The sequence below is a fragment of the Ruegeria sp. CJ3 genome (assembly GCF_056536725.1).
Genome location: NZ_JBQFQE010000001.1, coordinates 273,363 through 291,020 on the forward strand (window position 1 = coordinate 273,363; position 17,658 = coordinate 291,020).

Below are 17,658 nucleotides of genomic sequence, written 5' to 3' on the forward strand. Positions count from 1 at the left end.
GAGAACCAGACAATGCTATTCGGACTTGATGGTGTCGAGATAGGCCTCATTATCGTATTTTTCTGTCTCTTCGGAGGCATTCTGTCAGGCTTCCCGGTGGCCTTTGCCATCGGCGGGGCCGGGGTGATTTCCTTTGGCATCATCGCCGCGCTGGACAGCGCCGGGCTGTTGATCCACCAAGCGATCGACACCGGGTCGCAAGCCTACCGTGATCTGGTGAATGCCGGGGTCAAACCCGACACGGTGTCGGTGTTCCGATACCCCGATTTACCAAGGATAGCCGAACCGGTCTTTGTGCAGGGCTGGGAAACTGCGCTGGACCGCAACGTATCCTTCATCGTGAACCGCATGAACGAGCGTGTTCTGGCCGGGCAGTCGATTGAGACGTTGCTGGCCGTTCTGATGTTCGTCCTTATGGGCATCACGCTGGAACGCTCGAAGATTGCAAACGATCTGCTAACCACGATGGCGCGCGTCTTTGGCCCGCTGCCCGGCGGTTTGGCCGTGTCGATTGTGGTTGTGGGTGCTTTCCTTGCCGCTTCGACCGGGATCGTGGGCGCGACTGTGGTCACCATGGGTCTGCTGGCGCTACCGACCATGCTGCGCAACAACTACTCGCCGGAACTGGCGACGGGCGTGATTGCGGCGTCAGGTACCTTGGGTCAGATCATTCCGCCCTCGATTGTTATCGTTCTATTGGGGACGCTGGCAGGTGACCTCTATTCAACGGCTCAGGAAACTCGCGCGGTTGAGGCCGGGTGTACCGACGCGCTAACCTATCTGGGTGAACCCGCCGTGGTTTCGGTTGGGACGTTGTTCCAGGCGGCCTTGCTGCCGGGGATCATGCTGGCGCTGCTCTATGCGCTTTATGCCTTTGGCTATGCGCTGCTTAATCCGGATAAGGCACCCGCCGTGGAACTGTCGGGCGGTTCGGGCGAGACCATCACACGGTCCGAAGGCCTGACATGGCTGCTCGGTGCGCCGGTTGCGCTGATCGCGGGCGCGTTGCTGCTGGGCAGTGCGGGCGTGATCGGCAGCCAGAACATCTCGGTCTCGGCGTTTTCGGATATCGGGCAGGGGGCATCGCTGCGCACCAACGTGTCCGAAGAGTGCAAGGCTTCGATGATCGAGTTGCATGGTCAGTCCGCTTGGGATCAGGCGGTGACCGAGCAAGAGGCAATCGATGCCGCCGGTGGTGCTGCATCTTCCGAGCGCCTGAGCGAAGAGGAGCTTGCTGCCGCCCAAGAGGCCAAGATCGCTTCGGCTGCGCCCATCGGCAACGGTGTTGCCGTGATGGTAGTTCTGCTGGGTCTGACACTGGTTCTGGGCCGGGGCATCGCGCCCTCGCGTGCGCCTCAGCCACTGATCTTGGGGGCCATCGGTCTGTTGCTGATGCTGCTGGTCGATGTGCTGCTGATCGCGCCCACGACCTCATCCGGGGCCACGTTCCTGTTGTTGGCCTTGCCCTTTGCGTTGGCCATGTATGGCTGCAAAGAGGCCGCTGCGCGCTGTGCCACAAACGATCTGATCCGCGTGGTCTTCCCGCCGCTGGTTCTGATCATTGCGGTGCTGGGCTCGATCCTGGGCGGGGTGACCAACCCGACGCCCGCTGCGGCCCTTGGCGCGGGCGGAGCGATCATGCTGGCAGCCTATCGCAAGCTTCAGGATCAGGGCCGGTCCGGTAAAGTGATCATCTGGTCAACCTTTGCCGTGATCATTGCGCTGCTTATGGGCGTGAACTTCGATTTGCGCATCAATCAGGGCAATGTCTCGGTCGAAAGCTGGATCGCGTTCATCATCGCCTATTCGGCCTACCTGTACGCTTTGTTCGGCCTGCTGTTCGGCTGCTGGGTCCTGTTCGCAAGCGGCGTGCTGACGCCGGTGGTGCGTGAGACGGCCAAGGTAACCTCGATGGTTTTCACCATCTTGATTGGCTCGCAACTGCTGAACCTTGTGGTGATCTCGTTCGGCGGTGAACATTATATCCAGCAGTTCCTCAAGAGCTTCGATAACGAGTTCACGGTCTTCCTGATCGTGATGCTGGTGTTGTTCTTCCTGGGTTTCGTGCTGGATTTCCTCGAGATCATCTACATCGTGATCCCCATCGTGGGCCCGGTGATCTATGGCGGGTCGTTTGATCCGAAATGGGTGACGATCATGGTGGCGGTGAACTTGCAGACCTCGTTCCTGACGCCACCGTTCGGGTTTGCGCTGTTCTATCTGCGTGGGGTTGCCCCGAAAGAGGTCACAACGGGCCATATCTATCGCGGCATCATTCCATTTGTGATCATTCAGGTGGTGGGAATTGCGATCCTGTGGTTCTTCCCGACGATTGTGACAATTGTCCCTGATCTGATCCCGAACTAGTATCACGTGAAGGAGGCCCAGCAGGGCCTCCTTTTTTTCATGTCAGGTCTGCGGCTGCGCATGGGTCAGCTTGGCAAATTCCTGTTCGACATCGTGGTCGATCTCAAGGTCGGTGGTGTCGAACACGCCCGCCTCTGGGTTGTCGAACACCGTCTTGTCCAGTTTGCCGACCTTCTTTCCGACGATGGTGGTCACGACGGCATCACCGGTGACATTCACCACGGTCCGCATCATGTCGAGGATACGGTCAACGGCGAGGATGATCCCGATGCCCTCCAGCGGCATGCCCAACTGGTTCAGAACCATTGCCAGCATCACGATACCCACGCCCGGCACACCTGCTGTTCCGATCGACGCCAGAACCGAGATCGAGATGACGGTCAGATAACCGCTCAGCCCCAGATCCATGCCATAAGCGTTGGCGAGGAACACGGTGGCGACCCCATGCATGATCGCGGTGCCGTCCATGTTGATCGTCGCGCCCAGAGGAACCCCGAACGAGGCGACCGAACGGTCAACGCCGACGCGCTGCGTCACGCACTGCAGGCTGGCCGGGATCGTCGCGTTCGAGCTTGAGGTCGAGAACGCGAACACCTGAGCCGAACGCATCTTGCGCATGAATGTGCGCGGGTTGAGGCCCGTGGTGAAATACAGCAGCGCCATCAGGGTGACGCAGAGGTGGAACACCAGCGTCAGGCTGATCGTGGTCAGATAGCCGATCACGGGGCCAAAGAGGCCAAAGCCCTCCATCGCAAAGGTCTTGGCGATCAGGCTGAACACGCCGATCGGGGCAAAAGCCATGACGATCTTGACGATTTTCATCGCCAACTCGTTCATGAACTCACAGCCTTCGACAAACGCCTTGGCGCGGTTGCCCATCATCAGAACGGCGATCCCGACGACCATCACATAGAAGATGATCTGCAGCATCTCACCATTGGCCAGCGCGTTGATCGGGTTCTTGGGGATGATGTTCGCCAGAATCTCCCATGTGGTCTGTGGGTTGGCGACGCTCACGCCGTCTCCGACCAGATACATGCTTTCGAACCCTTTGCCGGGGCCGATCAGGCTGGCGAAGACCAGCGCGGTGGTCACGGCCAGCGCGGTGGTGGCCAGATAGGTGACGAAGGTCATGCCGCCGACGCGGCCCAGTAGTTTGACGTCTCCGATCCCGACAACTCCGCAAAGCAGCGAGAAGACAACAAGTGGCACCACCAGCATCTGTAGCGCGTTCAGGAACATCTGCCCCAGCATCGACAGCGCACCATCTACAAGCGTGGCGTTCAGGGCGGCGATATCGAGATAATTCAAAACCAGTCCGAATACCGACCCAAGGGCCAGCGCGATCAGGATCTGGGTCGTCAAAGTGGCCGAGACCAGTCGGCGAGTGGCGTTAACCATTTTCCCCCTCCTTCAGTACCTCTGCAACGGTGGGAAGCCCGTCACAGCAACAAGAAATGCCAGCCCCTGCAGATCGTTAGATGACCGCAGGCCTCAGAACTGGATTGAGTATCAAGAAGTTCGACTAATCTGGTGACGTAACGTCAGTTTTCAACCGCCTAAAAATTATGCAAGGTGGTCAAAATTGCCGCATCAATGGGCGATTTGATTGGGGATTTTGGTAGTGCTTTGATTTATAATACTTTATTCGCTCAGCGAAGGTGCTGAAAACTCGATCAAATCCCAGCGGTTCCCGAAAGGATCGCGCCAGACGGCGACGATTCCATAAGGTTCGCGGCGCGGGGCTTCCTCGAACCCGACGCCAGCCTCAAGCATCGCGGCATGGTCGCGGTAGAAATCGTCGGTTTCCAGAAAGAACCCCACGCGCCCGCCGGTCTGGTTCCCGACCGAGGCTTCTTGTTCCGCGCCCACCGCGTTGGCCAGCAGCAGCGATGCACCGGACGATCCCGGCGGCGTGACGCGGACCCAACGTTTGCCATCGCCCAGATCGATATCCTGCGTCAGTGTGAAGTTCAGAACCCCGGTGTAAAACGCAATCGCCGCGTCATAATCCGGTACGACCAGCGTCACCGCATGTAGGCTCTGCCGCATGGCGGGTCAGCCCTTGGTCGGGTGTCGGTCGGGCAGCTGGATATTGGCCACCTGCTCAGCAATCGGTGCCGAGGACAGGGGGTGGTGTGAGGCGTGTTCGTGCTGATCCGGGTCCTCGACCACGCGCCATTCGCCCTGAATATAGGCCTGCAGGCCCGAGAACTTGGCCTTGTACCCCATCTTCGGACTGCCCGGCACCCAATAGCCCAGATAGATATAGGGCAGCCCGGCCTCTCGCGCGATCTCGATATGGTCGAGGATCATGTAGGTGCCCAGCGATTTTTGCTGAAACTGCGGCTCGTAGAACGAATAAACCATGCTCAGCCCGTCATCCAGAACGTCCGTCAGGCTGACCGCGATCAGTTCGTCCGTTTCCGGGTCGGCATATTCGACGACGCGGCTGCGGATCGGGGTCTCCTCGATCATCGCGGCGAATTCGAACACGTCCATGTCGGCCATGCCGCCATCGGCGTGGCGGGCATCCAGATAGCGACGGAACAGGTCGAATTGCTCATCCGTGGCCCAGGGCGATGTGGCGCGGCGTTTCAGATAGCCGTTGCGCTTGGCCGCGCGCTTTTGGCTTTTGCTCGGGCGGAAGGCCGAAACGTCGATACGGGCCGACAGACAGGCGGAACAATCGGTGCAGGACGGGCGGTAGAGCACGTTCTGCGAGCGTCTAAATCCCTGCTGAGACAGGCAATTGTTCAACTGATCCGCGCCTTCCCCCTGCAGGGCGGTGAACAGTTTGCGCTCCATCCTGCCCTCAAGATAAGGGCAGGGCTGGGGGGCCGTCACATAGAATTGTGGCGCGATTGGCAGCGTGTGTCGCATGAAGGTTCCGCATTTCCTCGGAACGGATGATAGCAACGGTTCCTTATGCCGCCAAGTGTTTCAGTCAGGAGTTTTTCAGGCCCGCTGGTTGATCATGACGGTGCCAAGTAAGGCATCGGTCAAACCCTGACAGCGCGCGCTGGTCATCATCATGATGACCGAGATGATCTGCAGGACCGGGATGGCCATGCTGACGAAATAGCCTGCCGTATGCGCGATGGCCTTGCCGGTATCCATGCGTGCCCCGAACGCGTCGCGCAACTCGATGCCCATGAACCGCATACCCAGCGTGGCTGAGCCGTTGGCGATCGTCACGACCCGATAGATGAAGCTAATGGCCGCATAGATCAGGGCGAGGATGAAAAAGCCCATGCCGAAGGTCAGCAGGATCGCCACGGTACACAGCAACGAGATGAAGGCGATATCAAACAGCCACGCAAAGAAACGCTTGGTGGCGACGGATTGGTAAAATTCCGGCTGGCTGTCGGGATCGGGCAGGTGGGTCATGTCTTGGTCCGGTTATTGGTCAAAGGCACCCTGTCCCGAAGATCGGGACAGGGCAAGGCTGGATCAGGCGGGTTGTTCGCCGGTGTCTGTGTCATCGCGATTGTCGCGGGCGCGTTCGTCCATGAACTCGTCGAACTCGGCCTTGTCCTTGGCTTCACGCAGGCGGTGCAGGAAAGCCTCAAAGTCCTTCTGCTCACGCTCCAGCCGCGCCAGAGTGTCGGCCTTGTAGGCGTCAAAGGCGCTGTTGCCGGAAGGTTTCATGGCGCTCATGTGGCTGTTCCACGACGAACGGCGGCTGCAGGATTTGCTGAACATGCGTTTGCTCCAGATCATATAGGCCAGAAAGGCCAGGCCGATGGGCCAGAAGAAGATAAAGCCAAGGACCATTGCGGCGATCCAGGCCCCTTTGCCCTTGCTGTCAAGCCAGGCCTCGGCGCGGTGCAGCCAGCCCGGGTTTTCAGGAACGGCGTGTTCGGACAATGCGGTCATTTGCTCTCTCCACTCAGGATGTAAATTCTTTTCACATACCCTAGATGGGGCCTGCCGGATTCAATGCAAGGGGCAATGTGAAAAGAATTTACATCCTGTTTTTCGACGGTTGACGCAGTGGCGGATCAGGCGCAATTTCTGCTCATGCAAGATATTGAAAACAAACCCGCTCCGACGCTTGATCAGATCCTTTCGCTGGAAAAGCAGGTTTGGACCGCGCTGGTCGAGGGCAACGCGCAGGCCGATCGGGCGTTACTGAGCTCGGATTTTCTGGGAGTCTACCCGACGGGCTTTGCCAATCGCGACGATCATGTGGGACAGTTCGCCGATGCGCCGACAATGGCCGCGTATGAACTGTCTGAGGCGAAATTGCGTGTCCTGACATCAGACATCGTTCTGCTTACATATCGCGCGGATTACACGCGCCCCGGTGCAGGGCAGGCCGAGGCGATGCTGATTTCATCGCTCTGGGAACGGCGCCACGACGTCTGGATTAATAGCTTCAGCCAGGACACGCCGTTGGAGCGCACATGAGCGATCCCCTTCCCATTCAGCGTCTGCCACGCGCCTTTGACGCCGCTTTGGGCGACGAGACGCGCGCGGCGCTGCCAGATTTGCCCGGTGAACAAGGGGATCTGATTGCAGGTACGGCGGGTTCGAGCCCCTATCTAAAAGGGCTTATTGATCACGAACGGGATTGGCTCCCGCGAGCTCTGTCCGCTCCGGATCGCGCTCTGGCCGAAGTGATGGAGGCAGCGCGCCTCCTGCCTGCGGATCAGTTGAAGCCGGGGTTGCGGCAGGCCAAGCGGCGCGTCGCGCTGTTGACCGCGTTGGCCGATCTGGCTGGGGCATGGCCATTAGAAAAGGTGACCGGAGCCCTGACCGATTTTGGCGCACTGGCCGCGGATGTGGCCGCGAAGGCGGAAATCGCCGCGTTGATCCGGCGCGGTAAGCTGCCGGGGATGACCGAAGAGGATGCTGAGACGGCCGCAGGGATGGTCATTCTGGCGATGGGCAAGATGGGCGCGTATGAGCTGAACTACAGCTCGGATATCGACCTGATCGTGCTGTTCGACGAGACGCGGTTTGAGCCGGATGATTTTTACGATGCCCGGCACGGCATGGTTCGGGCGACACGGAATTTCTGCGCCACGCTCAGCGACAAGACAGCGGATGGCTATGTCTTTCGCACCGACCTGCGCTTGCGCCCTGATCCGGCGGTGACGCCTGTGTGCATGGCGATGGAAGCGGCGGAGCGGTACTACGAAAGCCTTGGCCGCACTTGGGAGCGCGCGGCCTATATCAAAGCGCGCGCCTGCGCCGGAGACCTTGTCGCTGGGCAGCGGTTTCTGGATGCGCTGCGCCCCTTTGTCTGGCGGCGTCATCTGGACTTTGCCGCCATTCAGGACGCCCACGACATGCGCCTGCGCATACGCGAGAATAAGGGGACCGGGGGCAGTCTTTCGATCCCCGGTCATGATATGAAGCTGGGGCAGGGCGGCATTCGCGAGATCGAGTTCTTCACCCAGACCCGCCAGTTGATCGCCGGGGGGCGCGACCCCGATCTGCGTGTGCGTGGCACGGTTCCGGGGCTGGCGGCGTTGGCTGCAAAGGGCTGGGTGCCTGAGGACGTGGCGGCAAAGCTCACCGACCACTACCGTACCCATCGCGAGGTCGAGCATCGCATCCAGATGGTGCACGACGCACAGACTCACAAAGTGCCACAATCTGAGGATGGTATCGAACGGGTGGCTTGCCTGATGGGCCTTGGCAGCGCCGAACTGACAGATGATCTTACCCGCCGTCTAACCGAGGTGCACGAGTTGACCGAGGGGTTCTTTGCTCCCGGTGCCAGCCCACGCCCAGCGACGCCAGAGGTTGAATTCGACAAGGGTGTGCTGGCTCGGTGGACCACATACCCGGCTCTGCGGTCGCAACGTGGCGCGCGCATTTTTGAACGCTTGCGTCCCGAACTGCTCTCGCGCCTCTCCAAAACCGCAAAACCCGATGAGGCTCTGCTGGCGCTCGATGGTTTTCTGGCGGGCCTTCCCGCCGGTGTGCAACTGTTTTCCCTCTTCGAGGCGAACCCGCAACTGATCGACCTGTTGGTCGACATCGTCGGCACCTCGCACGCGCTGGCCACGCATCTGTCACGCAACGCGGCGGTGTTTGATGCGGTTATCGGCGGCAGTTTCTTTGACGACTGGCCGGGGCAGGCGGCGCTGCAATCCGATTTGCAGCAAGCCCTGTCAACAGAAGACGACTATGAAACCCAGCTGGATCTGGCCCGGCGCTGGTGCAAGGAATGGCACTTCCGCATCGGTGTCCACCATCTGCGCGGCCTCATAGACGGGGCGCAGGCCGGGCAGCAATATGCGGAACTGGCGGGGGCGGTCATCGCCTCGGTTCTGCCCTGCGTCGAAACCCAGTTTGCCAGAAAGCACGGACCTGCCCCGGGGCGCGGGGCGGCGGTTCTGGGCATGGGCTCGCTTGGGGCCGGGCGGATCAATTCGCAGTCCGATCTGGATATGATCGTGATCTACGACCCGCAGGATCAGGAAATGTCGGACGGCCCGCGCCCTCTGGCCACGCGCACCTACTATGCGCGGTTCACGCAAGCCCTGATCACCGCGCTGACAGCACCGATGTCGCAGGGACGGCTCTATGAGGTCGACATGCGCCTGCGCCCTTCGGGCAATCAGGGGCCGGTGGCCACCAGTTGGAGCAGCTTTACCAATTACCAGCAGAACGAGGCGTGGGTGTGGGAACACCTCGCCTTGACCCGCGCGCGCGTAATCGCCGGGGATGCCGGGCTGGCCACGGATATCGAAGGCTTCCGCGCTGAATTCATCTCGCGCCCCCGCGACCGCGGAAAGGTTCTGACCGATGTCGCCGAAATGCGCTCCCGGCTGGCGGCGGCCAAGGCCCCGGCGGGGGTCTGGGATGCCAAGAATGGCCCCGGACGGATGATGGATATCGAATTGCTGGCCCAGAGTGGGGCGCTGTTGTCGGGTTCTGCCCAACGCGATGTGCGCGCGGGTCTGGATGGCGCGGTCGCTGCCGGACTTCTGGAGGTCGCGCAGGCGCAGACGCTCAAGGACTGTTACGACCTATGCTGGTCCGTACAATGCGCGGCGCGGCTGCTTTCGGGCAAAGCGATCGAGGCGGACAAGATCGGCGAGGGCGGTACGGCCTTCCTCTGCCGGGCCACCGGGTTCGATCAGGTCGACAGGCTGCAGGCCGCGCTGCAGGACAGCTACGCCACCGCCGCTGCCTTGATTGGTACCGTGGTTGATGGAGGAGAAAATGGCGCGCAGTGACGATCCGAACGACCACAAGGGCCTGATACGCGAGGCCTATCGCATCGATGGCATCACCATGCCCGAATGCCGCAGCATCTTCCTCGACTGGGCACTCAGCCTGCCCGAGAACAGGGATCAGAAACAGGCGCTGACCGAACTGCACGCGCACTACGCGGCGCAAGCGGGTGCTCACCCGATGACACAGGTTCTGGCCGAAGGGCTGCAGGCGGCGCAGGCCCCCAAGCGTCGCGGCGGCTGGCGCAGCCGGAACCGTTAACAGGGCTTTCACCCCAACCGGTTCAAAGCTATGAGGGCGCCATGACCGCCTCATCCGACCGCCCCCGCATCCGCCTGAAACCCAAAGCCAATGCGCGCGGGCTGCGCCATGGCTTTCCATGGGTCTACGCCAATGACATCGTCACCGATCGCCGTACCCGCAAGATCGCAGCCGGAGCACTGGCGGTGCTGGAAGATGACAAACGTCAGCCCATCGCGCTGGTCGCGGTGAACCCCGCATCAAAGATCATGTGCCGGGTGCTTGACCGGGACATTGACGCGGACCTGAATGCCGACTGGTTCGAAACCCGCCTGCGCCGTGCGTTGCAGATGCGCGAACGCCTGTTCGACGCGCCCTATTACCGCCTGATCCATGCCGAAGCTGATGGCTTTCCCGGCGTTATCATCGACCGCTTCGCAGATGCCTGCGTCATTCAACCCAACGCTGCGTGGGCTGAGGCGCATCTGGACACCCTGACCGATGCTCTGGTCAACGTGACCGGCGTGACCACGGTTCTGAAAAACGCCTCCGGTCGCACCCGAGGGCTGGAGGGTCTCGACGACCTTAACCAAACCCTGCGCGGAACGACGCCCGAGGCACCGCTGCCCGTGCCCATGAACGGTGCAACCTATATGGCCGACCTGACCGGCGGTCAGAAGACGGGCCTGTTCTACGATCAACGCCCCAACCACGCCTTTGCCGCGCGTCTGGTGCATCCCGAAGCACAGGTTCTTGATGTGTTCAGCCATGTCGGCGGCTTCGGTCTGGCCATGCTGGCCGGTGGTGCAGCGCAAGCGCTGGCGGTTGACGGCTCCGCCGCCGCACTGGCGCTGGCCGAACAAGGGGCCGAGGCCGCAGGCGTTACCGACCGGTTGCAGACCCGCCAAGGCGACGCGTTCGACGTGTTGACGCAACTGGGCGGAGAAGGGGCTTCATTCGACGTGGTGATCTGCGACCCACCGGCCTTTGCCCCTTCGAAACAAGCGCTGGACGCAGGCCTGCGCGCATACGAACGCATCGCGCGCCTTGCCGCGCCGCTGGTCAAACCGGGGGGCTATCTGGGCCTCTGCTCTTGTTCGCACGCCGCCGATCTGGCTCGGTTCCGCGACGCTTCCTCGCGTGGGATTGGCCGGGCAGGGCGGCAGGCACAGTTGATCCATACAGGCTTTGCCGGACCAGACCATCCGCAGCTGCCGCAACTGGCCGAAAGTGGCTATCTCAAAGCTGTGTTCTACCGTCTGTGAAAGCGGTCCTCGATACCTGCGTCATCTACCCTACGGTGATGCGCGAGATGCTGCTGGGTGCAGCCAATCGCGGTTTTTTCACTCCGGTCTGGTCCGCGCGTATCCTCGAAGAATGGGCCCGCGCCGCCCGCAAGCTGGGCCCCACTGGCGAGGCGCAGGCCCGCGCAGAAATCGCCCTGACACAAGCAAGCTGGCCCAAGGCTGAACATCCCGCCACGCCCGGCATGGAACAACGCCTCTGGCTGCCAGACAAAGCGGATATCCACGTCCTGGCCACCGCAGTCGTCTCATCGTCAGACCTGATTGTCACAGTCAACGCCAAGGATTTCCCGAAAAACATCCTTGCCGAAGAGGGCATAGAACGCCGCGATCCCGACAGCCTGCTGCACAGCTTCTGGCTGACTGACCCCGAAGGCATGGCGCAAGTCGCTGGCGAGACCCTCGCTCAGGCCAACCACCTTTCGGGCGACAAATGGACCCTTCGCCCGCTGATGAAAAAGGCCCGCCTGCCCAGACTGGGCAAAGCACTCACCGCCTGACGCGGATCCACCCTTCATCTGGCCAAAAATATCCCTGGGAGCGCGAGGGGCAGCGCCCCTCGCTTCCAAACCTAGCCGTCCGCTCCCCAACGCTGCTCCAACACCTCCAACGCCGCGATCCGCTCATCCGTTTTCGGATGACTCATCAACCACGCCGGAACCACCCCGGCGCGTTGCTCGGTCAACTCTTCAAGCTTGTGAAACAGCGATTTCTGCGCGCCGATCCCGATCCCGGCCTTGGTCAGCAGGGCAGCGGCATATTCATCCGCCTCATACTCATCCCCCCGCGACAGGCGTGATGCCAGCAATGATGTCAACGCATTGGCAATCATTGCACCAATGAAGGGAATGAACCGGTTCAGAACCATGATAAGCGCTGTCCGCATGGCGTTCTGCCCTGAAAAATCGATCATCCGCCGCCGCGCGTGACCCAAAGCCACATGCCCCAGCTCATGCGCAATCACGCTGGCCATTTCTTCGGCCGTGACCTCGCCGTTGGCGAACTTGCGATAGAACCCACGCGTGATGAATATCCGACCATCCGGCGCGGCCAAACCGTTCACCGGATCGATCTCGTAAATATATACAGGTACCCGCTCGATCTCCAACGCTGCCGCCAGCCGATCGGTCATGCGTTTGAGCGCCGGGTCAGCCAGTTCGGTCGACTTCGCGTCCAGTTCCCGGTGCGTGCGCCAGACCGAGATGCGGTACATCGCAAGGCCATAGAGAACGGCCAGTAAGATCGGGGTGAATCTGATCATAACCCAGATATGAGGTCAGAGGCGCGCCGGGGCAAGCACCGTCCGCTAACGATTGCGGGGGTGGTTCTTGGCCATCCGTTCGTTCCCGCGGCGATAGTTTCCGGTCAGCCGTGCCATCTCCTGCTGCTGGGACGCGAAATCCAGACCGTCCATATCCTCAAGAAACCACCGCGCCTTGTCCTTGCGCAAGGTCGCGGCGCGCTTGCCGCGATGGGTGATCAGGACGTCCCCGCCCGACACTTGTTTGAATATAAAACCCAGATCGTCTTCGGTCATAAGTTGGTTTCCTGTACTCATCTGTAGTTGCCTCGGCGGCGTTACCGCGTAAGTTCTCGCATCCCTTGTTCCAGTCCGGCCAGAGTCATGGGCACCATGCGGTCCTCGAAAATCTCGCGGATCATGCCAACCGAATGGGTGTATTCCCAGTACTTTTCGGGCACCGGATTGATCCACAGGTTCGAGGCCCACTGATCCCGCGCCCTCTGCAGCCAGACCTGACCGGCCTCCTGGTTCCAGTGCTCATTGGCGCCTCCGGGATAGGCGATCTCATAGGGGCTCATTGAGGCGTCGCCGACGAATATGCACTTATAGTCGGGCCCATAGGTGCGCAGCACCTCGTGGGTCGGCGTTTGCTGGTCCCAGCGACGGTGGTTGTCGCGCCAGACACCTTCATAGAGGCAATTGTGGAAGTAGTAGTATTCCAGATGCTTGAACTCGCTTCGTGCCGCCGAGAACAGTTCTTCCACAACCTTGATATGTGGGTCCATTGAACCGCCTACGTCCAGAAACAGCAGCACCTTGATCGCGTTGTGGCGCTCGGGGCGGGTTTTGACGTCCAGATAGCCATGCTCGGCGGTGGCGCGGATGGTGCCGTCCAAATCCAGTTCTTCGGCAGCGCCCTCTCGAGCCCAGCGGCGCAAGCGTTTCAAGGCGACCTTGATGTTGCGTGTGCCCAATTCCACCGTGTCATCGAGATTGCGAAACTCGCGCTTATCCCAGACCTTGACCGCGCGCTGGTGACGGCTTTCCTTCTGGCCAATACGAACGCCTTCGGGGTTATAGCCGTAGGCCCCGAAGGGGCTGGTCCCGGCGGTGCCGATCCATTTGTTGCCACCCTGATGGCGGCCTTGCTGATCCTTCAGCCGCTCGCGCAGCGTGTCCATCAGCTTGTCAAAGCCCCCCAAAGCCTCGATTTCGGCCTTTTCTTCTGCGCTCAGGTGCTTTTCGGCCATCTTCTCAAGCCATTCGGCGGGAATATCAACCGCCTCAAGCACCTGATCAAAGCTGATCTCGTTCAGGCCCTCGAAACTGGCGGCAAAGGCGCGGTCGAACTTGTCGATGTTGCGTTCGTCCTTCACCATCGAGACCCGGGCAAGGTAGTAGAAGGCTTCGACATCATAGGTTGCCAGCCCTTTCTTCATGCCTTCCAGAAAGGTCAGGTATTCGCGCAGAGATACGGGAATGCCAGCTTTGCGGAGGTTTTCGAAGAAGGGCAAGAACATGGGCTTAGACCATACGGACCAGAACCAGTGACAGGATCAGACCCAGCAGGGCAAAAGCGATGCCATACCCGGCGGCATATTGGGCCATATCCGCGCCGCTGCCATTGCGTTTGCGTGCCGTCCGAACGCCAAGAAAGGCGCCTAGAATCGCCATGCCCAGAACCACTACCATCTGCCGTTACCCACTTGTGTTTGCGGCGGACGCCTGTGCAAGCCCTTCTGACACCGAACGCACCACCAAATCCGAGCCGAAGCCGTAGCGCGCCCATCCGATACTGTCCAGCCTGACGGTGCGTGCCTGTTCGGGCTGGCCAGCCTGCCGCAATGCTTCGGATTTCAGCAGCAGCAGGGTGGCCAGAAGGGCGGCGTTCTCGGCCCGAGTCATGACCTTGATGGCGTTGTTCAGCTCTGGCAGAGCGTCCGGGCCCTGTCCCTGCGCCAGCGCAAAAGCGGCGGTCTGGGCGGTCACATGGGCGCGTTGCACCTCGGTTCCCGGTGTGGCGTTGAGGTACTTCTGCGCCAACGCATATTGCTGCTGTGCCGCTTGGGGGTCATCAAACTGACCCATCCGGCCCAGCAGATAATGCGGGTAGGCGCGGCGGTGGTCGGTCAAGCCTTGCTGTTTGCCGATCCGCGCGGCCTCTTGCGCGGCCCGAACCCGTTTGGCAGAGCCAGAGCCCGACCCCAAGGCCCGCTGCACCGCGTTGATCCACGCGCGCGGCGTCTCAGAAACCGGTTGCGGGGTGATCCGGTCGCCTCGTGGGTTCAGTCGGGTCAGCACCCCTGGCAGGACCGCCGCGACCTGCTCTTGGGTCATGCCGCTTTGCAGTTCCGGCGCGTAGGCGGTGCGCAGGATCAGCATGTCGAACCCGGTCAGGACGGTGTGGAAATTGTCGTCGTTGAACACCGAATCCGGCAGGCGATAGAGGTCATTCAACGGCCCCAGCGCCTGGGCCAGCTCCTCGTGCAGGCAATCGCGGACTTCCTGCGGGCTGGCGTCATAGGGGATGAAAATGCCGATCCGCTCGCGGCTGCGCAGCTCGGTCCAGTTGCTTTTGCTTTTGCGACGGTCGCGGCGGTATTCCTCAAGGCTTGAGGCATTGGGGACCACGAAACAGGCAGCTTGCGGCAGGATGCGGCGGATTTGTTTCTGGCTGACAGCTTGGATGGTGATATTCGCCTGGCCCTCGGAAATCTGACGAATGTCGATCCGCGCCTCGCGCTGCAGACGGGTCAGAAGGCGCGTCAGATCGGTCTGCATCGACGGTGGAGGCATTCCAGTCAACCGCACCGTGACCGGGCCTTCGAACCGGGTAAAGACCGGCAGTTCCGCTCCGCTCTCCAACGCGAAATGCAGCGACACGAAATCTGCCGCGATATTCTTGTTGGATCGGGTCGGGGCGCTGGGCCGGGCGGTGCCGAAGGTTTTCGAAGGCGGAAGCGCTTCTTCGATCACCTTGATGCGCGTCGGCAGCTCGACCCTATCGACCGAGGTACAGGCGGACAGCGTCGCCAGCACAAGGGCTGCACCCAGACGCATCATGGGCGCTGATACTTCAGAAACGGCGTTAACTTGCCGATGCGGTCGTAAAGCTGGCGGGCGGTGTGATTGGATTCCTGCGTCAGCCAGTAGACGTTCGGCGCCTCTTGCCTGTCGGCCTCGTCATAAACAGCCTGAATCAGCGCGCGCCCCACGCCGGTACCGCGCGCCTGAGGGCGGGCATAGAGGTCTTGCAGGTAGCAGACGCGTTCCACCTTCCACGCGTGGCGGTGAAACAGGTAATGCGTCAGCCCGACAAGCGCGCTGTCCTGTTCGGCCACAAAGCAGGAAAAGTCTTGTGGATCATCGCCTAAGAGGCGCGCGAACGTGCTGTCATAGACCTCGTCCGAGACCTCGGATTTGTAGAACCCGAGATAGTCGCACCACATCTCCTCCCACTGGGCCCGATCATCGGGGCGCAAGGGGCGGATTGTAACGGCGGTCGGCATGTGGATTTTCCTGCTCAGAAGGCCCGTTTCTGCATCGGGCTTTGATTGGTGCAATGCTGGCATCCGGCCCGCCAGAAGGCAAGCCGTGATCACTGGATGTTCAAGTCACTGACGCTTGCTGCGCGCCATAAAGGCAAGGCGTTCGAACAGATGCACGTCCTGTTCGTTCTTCAACAGCGCGCCGTGCAGCTTGGGCAGGGCATTGGCCCCGTCGCGTTTGAGGTCCTCGGAAGTCAGGTCCTCGGCCAGCAACAGCTTGAGCCAGTCCAGCACTTCCGAAGTGGAAGGCTTTTTCTTCAGCCCCTGCGTCTCGCGGATTTCATAGAACTGGGTTAGCGCGGTGGTCAGCAGCGCGTCCTTGATGCCGGGGTGATGCACCTCGACGATGCGGCGCATCGTGGCCTCATCCGGGAAGCGGATATAGTGGAAGAAACAGCGACGCAGGAAGGCGTCAGGCAGTTCCTTTTCGTTGTTCGACGTGATGATCACGATGGGGCGGTGCTTGGCCCGGATCGTCTCGCCCGTCTCGTAGACGTGGAACTCCATCTTATCGAGCTCCTGCAGCAGGTCGTTTGGAAACTCGATATCGGCCTTGTCGATCTCGTCGATCAGCAGAACGACCTTTTCGTCGGCGTCAAAGGCCTGCCAAAGTTTACCTTTGCGGATGTAGTTCGAGACATCATGGACCCGCTCGTCCCCCAACTGGCTGTCGCGCAGGCGGCTGACGGCGTCATATTCATATAGACCCTGCTGTGCGCGGGTGGTGGATTTCACGTTCCACTCGATCATCGTCAGCCCAAGCGCGCCGGCCACCTGCTTGGCCAGCTCGGTTTTTCCTGTGCCGGGCTCGCCCTTGACAAGCAGAGGGCGCTCGAGCGTCACAGCAGCGTTCACGGCAATGGTCAGGTCGTCGGTGGCGACATATTCGGCGGTGCCTTGAAAACGTGCGGTCATTGGACTCTCATCTGAGTTGAACGGTTGCAGCCCGGGTTACAGAGAGGCGGCATTTTTGACAACCCGGATCGCTGCGTCGTGACGCCCGCGCTTTGCCGTGCCGCGGCGCCTTCCTGCGTGATTCGTTGCCGCAGAGTTATGCCGAAGGTTGAAGTCTGCCCGAAAAAAGCCCGCATAATTCCATAAAGAAATTAGGTTTTGTTGTTAGTGGTCTCATATTTAGACATGCCGCAGCAGCGCCGTCGGGGCGGGACAAGTTTGCATAGTGACATTCCCCGCTTGGTCAGATACACGCTCGGCAGAAGGGGGTGCCGAATGTCTGGTGACACAAATGCAACCGACGTTTCAGCCCATACTGAGGGAGCAGAAATGAAGCAGGAAGTTTTTCTGCCGGAGGATTACCGCCCGGCCGAAGATGAGCCTTTTATGAATGAAAACCAGCTCGAGTATTTTCGTCGCAAGCTGCTGGATTGGAAGAACGAACTTTTGGCAGGCAGCCGCGACACGATCGAAGGGCTGCAGGATAACACCCGCAACATTCCGGATGTCGCCGATCGCGCCAGCGAGGAGACTGACCGTGCATTGGAACTGCGCACCCGGGATCGCCAGCGCAAGCTGGTTGCCAAGATCGACTCGGCCCTGCGCCGGATCGATGAAGGCGAATACGGGTACTGCGAAAAAACCGGTGATCCGATCTCGCTGAAACGTCTGGATGCGCGCCCGATCGCGACCATGACGCTTGAGGCGCAGGAACGTCACGAGCGCCGGGAAAAGGTTCACCGCGACGATTGATCGCTGGAGATTGATGAAAACATCGAACGCCGGGGTCTTCCACTCCGGCGTT

At 60.7% G+C, this 17,658-nt stretch carries 19 protein-coding genes; 7 read left to right on the forward strand and 12 right to left on the reverse strand.

Features of this window, described 5'->3' with window-relative positions; translation table 11 throughout:
* Nucleotides 1-12 precede the first annotated feature (12 nt).
* Complete coding sequence (locus tag ACR0J1_RS01355; protein ID WP_480730007.1) at nucleotides 13-2,367, forward strand: TRAP transporter large permease subunit; 2,355 nt, start codon at nucleotides 13-15, stop codon at nucleotides 2,365-2,367.
* A 42-nt stretch (nucleotides 2,368-2,409) separates the two neighbouring features.
* On the opposite strand, the gene ACR0J1_RS01360 is transcribed toward ACR0J1_RS01355, so the two are convergent.
* The 5 genes from ACR0J1_RS01360 to ACR0J1_RS01380 form a co-directional block, all read right to left on the reverse strand.
* Nucleotides 2,410-3,768 carry a dicarboxylate/amino acid:cation symporter gene (locus tag ACR0J1_RS01360; protein ID WP_480730006.1) on the reverse strand — a complete coding sequence of 453 codons (1,359 nt, stop codon included), beginning with the start codon at nucleotides 3,766-3,768 and terminating at the stop codon, nucleotides 2,410-2,412.
* A 243-nt stretch (nucleotides 3,769-4,011) separates the two neighbouring features.
* On the reverse strand, nucleotides 4,012-4,419 hold the full coding sequence (locus ACR0J1_RS01365; protein ID WP_480730004.1) for a VOC family protein: 408 nt from the start codon (nucleotides 4,417-4,419) through the stop codon (nucleotides 4,012-4,014).
* Nucleotides 4,420-4,425: 6 nt separating this feature from the next.
* Nucleotides 4,426-5,250 carry an arginyltransferase gene (locus tag ACR0J1_RS01370; RefSeq protein ID WP_480730002.1) on the reverse strand — a complete coding sequence of 275 codons (825 nt, stop codon included), beginning with the start codon at nucleotides 5,248-5,250 and terminating at the stop codon, nucleotides 4,426-4,428.
* Between the two features lie 75 nt (nucleotides 5,251-5,325).
* Entirely contained in the window at nucleotides 5,326-5,757 is a 432-nt protein-coding gene (locus ACR0J1_RS01375) for an RDD family protein (protein WP_480730001.1), read from the reverse strand.
* Nucleotides 5,758-5,820: 63 nt separating this feature from the next.
* Nucleotides 5,821-6,246, reverse strand: a complete 426-nt coding sequence (locus ACR0J1_RS01380) for a DUF2852 domain-containing protein (RefSeq protein WP_480528835.1) — start codon at nucleotides 6,244-6,246, stop codon at nucleotides 5,821-5,823.
* A 117-nt stretch (nucleotides 6,247-6,363) separates the two neighbouring features.
* Here ACR0J1_RS01380 and ACR0J1_RS01385 point away from each other — a divergent pair, with 117 nt between their 5' ends.
* From ACR0J1_RS01385 to ACR0J1_RS01405, 5 genes are read left to right on the forward strand one after another with little or no spacing between them, the layout of a single operon-like run.
* Nucleotides 6,364-6,780 carry a DUF4440 domain-containing protein gene (locus ACR0J1_RS01385; RefSeq protein WP_480729999.1) on the forward strand — a complete coding sequence of 139 codons (417 nt, stop codon included), beginning with the start codon at nucleotides 6,364-6,366 and terminating at the stop codon, nucleotides 6,778-6,780.
* Complete coding sequence (locus ACR0J1_RS01390; RefSeq protein ID WP_480729997.1) at nucleotides 6,777-9,566, forward strand: [protein-PII] uridylyltransferase family protein; 2,790 nt, start codon at nucleotides 6,777-6,779, stop codon at nucleotides 9,564-9,566. Before ACR0J1_RS01385 ends, ACR0J1_RS01390 begins: the two co-directional genes overlap by 4 nt.
* A complete protein-coding gene (locus tag ACR0J1_RS01395; protein WP_480729995.1) occupies nucleotides 9,553-9,825 on the forward strand; it encodes a hypothetical protein in 273 nt (90 codons plus the stop codon). The genes ACR0J1_RS01390 and ACR0J1_RS01395 overlap by 14 nt, the downstream gene beginning before the upstream one ends.
* 41 nt (nucleotides 9,826-9,866) lie before the next feature.
* Complete coding sequence (locus ACR0J1_RS01400) at nucleotides 9,867-11,069, forward strand: RSP_2647 family RNA methyltransferase (protein WP_480729993.1); 1,203 nt, start codon at nucleotides 9,867-9,869, stop codon at nucleotides 11,067-11,069.
* Complete coding sequence (locus ACR0J1_RS01405) at nucleotides 11,066-11,608, forward strand: RSP_2648 family PIN domain-containing protein (RefSeq protein ID WP_480729992.1); 543 nt, start codon at nucleotides 11,066-11,068, stop codon at nucleotides 11,606-11,608. The genes ACR0J1_RS01400 and ACR0J1_RS01405 overlap by 4 nt, the downstream gene beginning before the upstream one ends.
* Nucleotides 11,609-11,679: 71 nt before the next feature.
* Here the strand turns inward: ACR0J1_RS01405 and ACR0J1_RS01410 are convergent, their stop codons facing one another.
* The 7 genes from ACR0J1_RS01410 to ACR0J1_RS01440 all read right to left on the reverse strand — a co-directional run bounded on the left by ACR0J1_RS01410 (nucleotide 11,680) and on the right by ACR0J1_RS01440 (nucleotide 16,814).
* Nucleotides 11,680-12,369: a M48 family metallopeptidase gene (locus ACR0J1_RS01410; RefSeq protein WP_480729990.1), complete on the reverse strand. Its 690-nt coding sequence runs from the start codon at nucleotides 12,367-12,369 to the stop codon at nucleotides 11,680-11,682.
* A gap of 45 nt (nucleotides 12,370-12,414) precedes the next feature.
* Complete coding sequence (locus tag ACR0J1_RS01415; RefSeq protein WP_480528844.1) at nucleotides 12,415-12,645, reverse strand: hypothetical protein; 231 nt, start codon at nucleotides 12,643-12,645, stop codon at nucleotides 12,415-12,417.
* Between the two features lie 41 nt (nucleotides 12,646-12,686).
* A complete protein-coding gene (locus tag ACR0J1_RS01420) occupies nucleotides 12,687-13,871 on the reverse strand; it encodes a vWA domain-containing protein (protein ID WP_480729988.1) in 1,185 nt (394 codons plus the stop codon).
* Nucleotides 13,872-13,875: 4 nt separating this feature from the next.
* Entirely contained in the window at nucleotides 13,876-14,043 is a 168-nt protein-coding gene (locus ACR0J1_RS01425) for a hypothetical protein (RefSeq protein WP_480729986.1), read from the reverse strand.
* Between the two features lie 6 nt (nucleotides 14,044-14,049).
* On the reverse strand, nucleotides 14,050-15,414 hold the full coding sequence (locus tag ACR0J1_RS01430) for a DUF2927 domain-containing protein (RefSeq protein WP_480729985.1): 1,365 nt from the start codon (nucleotides 15,412-15,414) through the stop codon (nucleotides 14,050-14,052).
* Nucleotides 15,411-15,860 (reverse strand): N-acetyltransferase family protein, encoded by a 450-nt coding sequence (locus ACR0J1_RS01435; protein WP_480729983.1) that lies wholly within the window; start codon nucleotides 15,858-15,860, stop codon nucleotides 15,411-15,413. Before ACR0J1_RS01435 ends, ACR0J1_RS01430 begins: the two co-directional genes overlap by 4 nt.
* 105 nt (nucleotides 15,861-15,965) lie before the next feature.
* Complete coding sequence (locus ACR0J1_RS01440; protein WP_480729981.1) at nucleotides 15,966-16,814, reverse strand: AAA family ATPase; 849 nt, start codon at nucleotides 16,812-16,814, stop codon at nucleotides 15,966-15,968.
* A gap of 369 nt (nucleotides 16,815-17,183) precedes the next feature.
* Between ACR0J1_RS01440 and dksA the strand changes: the two genes are divergently transcribed.
* The gene (gene dksA, locus ACR0J1_RS01445; protein WP_480729980.1) at nucleotides 17,184-17,606 is read left to right on the forward strand and encodes an RNA polymerase-binding protein DksA; all 423 of its coding nucleotides are present in this window, start codon (nucleotides 17,184-17,186) and stop codon (nucleotides 17,604-17,606) included.
* The last annotated feature ends 52 nt before the right edge of the window (nucleotides 17,607-17,658 follow it).